The sequence below is a fragment of the Mesorhizobium sp. B1-1-5 genome (genome assembly GCF_006443065.1).
In the GTDB taxonomy this organism is placed as follows: domain Bacteria; phylum Pseudomonadota; class Alphaproteobacteria; order Rhizobiales; family Rhizobiaceae; genus Mesorhizobium.
Genome location: NZ_VFWS01000216.1, coordinates 1 through 3,227, shown reverse-complemented (window position 1 = coordinate 3,227; position 3,227 = coordinate 1). Strand labels below are relative to the sequence as shown.

The following is a 3,227-nucleotide window of genomic DNA, read 5'->3' as shown; positions in this document are numbered from 1 at the left end:
ACCCGGTAAAACACGTGCCCGCCGCGACCTGCGTCGACACCAAGGGCAATGTGATGCTCGATTGCGCATCGACCGGCTCGCTCTAGAAAAAGGGCGTCACGGAAACCACCGCTGAAGGCAAGGGCCCGCGCCTCGGGATCAGCATCAATCCCTGGATCGTGCCGAGCGCGTTCTGATAGCGGCAACACACGCCTGGCTGGTGCAGCCGGCCAGATGTGATTCAGGCGATCGTGACCGGCAGTCTGGACGACGAACTCTCGAAGGCCGCGTCGATCAGCCTCTGCATGTCGGCGGCGCGACGGAAGGATGGATCGCCGTTCCTTCCCCTATCGAGCGCTTCGGCGAAACGCAGCGCGTTGCGCTTCACATCCGGCAGCGCCAGTGTCCGCCAACGTTGCTGGTCGATGTCCTCGCCCAGGCAGGCCGACAGGCGCGAAACCTTGCCGTCTGTTTTGACCTTGATGGCGCCCTTGGTGCCATGCATGGCCAGCGACAGGTCGTTGGCGTGGCCGGTCATGTAGCGGCTGGCGACGATCGTCGCGAGCGCCCCGCATTTGAACCGCGCCGTCATTGCGACACTGTCGTTGGCATCAAGCACATAATCGCCGATCCGATCGCCTTCGGCCTTGGGAAACGTCACCAGGTCGGCGTGCAGGGTGGCGATGTCCTGGTCGGCGCCATAGCTTGCGAAATCCAGAATGTGGATACCGACATCGCCGAGCACGCCCGTCGAGCCGTGCCGGTTGGACAGGCGCCACAGCCATTTGTCCTCGATGCGCCAGTCGCCCCATGACTTGCTGACCAGCCAGCTCTGTTTGTAGCTCGCCTCGACATGGCGCAATGCGCCGATCGCGCCGGCCTGCACCATGCGTCGCGCTTCCTCGATCGCCGCCGAGTTGCGGTAGGTCAGGTTGACCATGTTGACGACCCCGGCCGCCTCGGCCGCTTCCGTCATTGCAAGCGCGTCGGCATGGTTCGGCGCCAGCGGCTTTTCGCAAAAGACGTGTTTCCCCTGGGCAAGCAGCGCCAGCGTCGTGGCCTTGTGCACGCCATCCGGCGTCGCATTGATGGCCGCATCGAACGCACCCCAGCCGATCGCCGCTTCCAGGCTCTCGAAAGACTGGCTGATCTTGTTGGCGGCGGCGAACATCGCACCGCGGCCCGGCACCTGGTCGACGCAGGCGACGATTGGGCATCCTGGAATCCTGGCGAACTCCTCGACGTGATGTCCGGCAATGCCACCGGTGCCGAGCAGAAGGAGGCGGTGCATCTTCAACTCACGCCTAACTCAGGCCCTTGTCGCCGTCGGCATGCAGGCGCAGGCCCTTCTGGACGATCTTCTCCTTGGCCTGGTCTGTCGGCACGTTCGGCGCATTGATGATGCCGGACCATGCTGGTGCGGGATTGTGCGCCCAATGCACGGCGTTGCGCAGCACCTGCTGCACGCCTTCATTGTGGTAGATCGGGTAGGTCTCGTGGCCGGGCGAGAAATAGAAGATCCGTCCGGCACCGCGCTGATAGGTCAGCCCCGACCGGAAGACTTCGCCGCCTTCGTACCAGGAGACGAACACTGTCTCCAGCGGCTCCGGCACCGCGAAGGGCTCGCCATACATCTCCGTCTCGCCGATCTCCAGGCACTCGCCGATGCCTTGCGCGATCGGATGGCCGCGGTTGATGGCCCAGACGCGCTCGCGCTCGCCCGCTTCGCGCCATTTCAGCGAACAAGGCGTGCCCATCAGCCGCTTGAAGATCTTCGAATAGTGTCCGGAATGGAGCACGATCAGACCCATGCCTTCCCAGACCCGTTTCTGCACGCGCTCAACGATCTCGTCCTTGACCTCGCCATGGGCGGCATGGCCCCACCAGAGCAGAACATCGGTGGCAGCCAGCCGGCTTTCGCTCAAGCCGTGCTCCGGCTCCTGCAAGGTAGCGGTGGTCGCCTCGATGCCCTTATCCTGGTTGAGCGCGGCTGCGATGGTCCCATGCATGCCCAATGGATAAAGGCCGCGCACGGCGGCATTGGTCTGCTCATGGACATTCTCGCCCCAGACGACGGCTTTTACCGGCATTTTACGATCTCCCAAAGCGCTTTGAATATCCCACTTGGCGCCGTCTTGGGAAGATGGCTCCCCCACCGAAACTGGGGAAATCAGCGCGGTTTGCGTCCGGGAACGGTCTTGGCTTTGCCCGGCCTTGCGGGGGCGCCGGGGATAGCCGTCCCCGTGATCGACACAGGATCGCTGGCCGGGAACGTATCCTCGAGGCCTTCCTCGAGTTCCTCTTCGGCGTCGGCGCCGTGATGCCGCTCATGCTCCAGGGAGCGCACGGCCGAGCTTTTCCCGGGTGACTTCGGCGTGGACTTCGATGGCATCGGCATTCTCCCTCGACCTGTTGCCGCAAACGGGCGCGGGCGGCAAACGTTCCGGGATCAGGCCGCCGCGTCGCGTGCTCCCTCGGAGAGGAAAGAAAAGACATAATCCGAGAAGGAACGCCAGCACTCGACCCGGAAAGCGTCTTGCGCCGTGCGCAGCAGAACAATCTCGGCCTTGCCGAGAATGGTACGCGAGGCGGCACCCACCGGGAAGGCTTCGAGCGACAGATCCTGCGGGCAGCCCGAATTGATTGCCGCGGCCGCGGCCGGACCGGCGACCGATATCGCAACGTTGCGATGCGAGATGCCGACAGCGGAATGCAAGGCGGAAATCTTTGCACAGTCGGCGAGCGGGTCTTTGCCGGCCTCGTCGATGATCATCCATTCATCCGGCCCAAGCCACAGCGCGGTGCGCCCGCCCTTCGACACGGACGTCTTCGGCTTTTTCGGCAAGGTCACGCCGAGCGCCTTCGACAGGGCGGCAAGCGACGCCTCCGGAGCGCGCAGCGAGATCCGTTCGGCCGGCGGCAGCACCTCTACCTTGACGCCGGCGGCGGAGATAGCGCGCCCGGCCAGCGCCGGACGGCGCTCGGTCGCCGGCGATGCGGCCGAAGCCGTCTTTTTCGCGACTGCCTTAGCCATTGAGGCGGCCTCGCGTTTCGTCGAAGAACACCATGTCGGAAACCTCCACTTCGATCGTCCCGCCAGGCATCGGCACGTAGAGCGTGTCGCCCGTGCGTGCGCGACCGCCGGCGACCAGCGCCAGAGCGATCGAGCGGCCGCAATTCTGCGACCAATAGCTCGACGTGACATGGCCGATCATCTTCATCGGGATCGCCTGCCTGGGATCCTCCAC

Annotated in this window: 5 protein-coding genes; all 5 read right to left on the bottom strand. The window is 64.5% G+C overall.

Annotated elements, in window-relative coordinates; translation table 11 throughout:
* Positions 1-220: 220 nt before the first annotated feature.
* Positions 221-1,270 (bottom strand): Gfo/Idh/MocA family oxidoreductase, encoded by a 1,050-nt coding sequence (locus FJ980_RS29520; protein WP_140547155.1) that lies wholly within the window; start codon positions 1,268-1,270, stop codon positions 221-223.
* Positions 1,271-1,283: 13 nt separating this feature from the next.
* Entirely contained in the window at positions 1,284-2,069 is a 786-nt protein-coding gene (locus FJ980_RS29515; RefSeq protein WP_140547154.1) for a ThuA domain-containing protein, read from the bottom strand.
* A gap of 80 nt (positions 2,070-2,149) precedes the next feature.
* Positions 2,150-2,371, bottom strand: a complete 222-nt coding sequence (locus FJ980_RS29510; protein WP_140496327.1) for a hypothetical protein — start codon at positions 2,369-2,371, stop codon at positions 2,150-2,152.
* Between the two features lie 57 nt (positions 2,372-2,428).
* On the bottom strand, positions 2,429-3,013 hold the full coding sequence (locus tag FJ980_RS29505) for a sarcosine oxidase subunit gamma (RefSeq protein WP_140547153.1): 585 nt from the start codon (positions 3,011-3,013) through the stop codon (positions 2,429-2,431).
* Positions 3,006-3,227, bottom strand: a 222-nt coding sequence (locus FJ980_RS29500; protein ID WP_140547152.1) for a glycine cleavage T C-terminal barrel domain-containing protein, incomplete at its 5' end; no start/stop codon positions are given. The genes FJ980_RS29500 and FJ980_RS29505, both read right to left, overlap by 8 nt.

Bases quoted from the DNA above. Each gene is read 5' to 3' on its own strand.
- FJ980_RS29515 (WP_140547154.1), bottom strand. From the start codon at position 2,069: ATGCCGGTAAAAGCCGTCGTCTGGGGCGAGAATGTCCATGAGCAGACC.
- FJ980_RS29520 (WP_140547155.1), bottom strand. From the start codon at position 1,270: ATGCACCGCCTCCTTCTGCTCGGCACCGGTGGCATTGCCGGACATCAC.
- FJ980_RS29505 (WP_140547153.1), bottom strand. From the start codon at position 3,013: ATGGCTAAGGCAGTCGCGAAAAAGACGGCTTCGGCCGCATCGCCGGCG.
- FJ980_RS29510 (WP_140496327.1), bottom strand. From the start codon at position 2,371: ATGCCATCGAAGTCCACGCCGAAGTCACCCGGGAAAAGCTCGGCCGTG.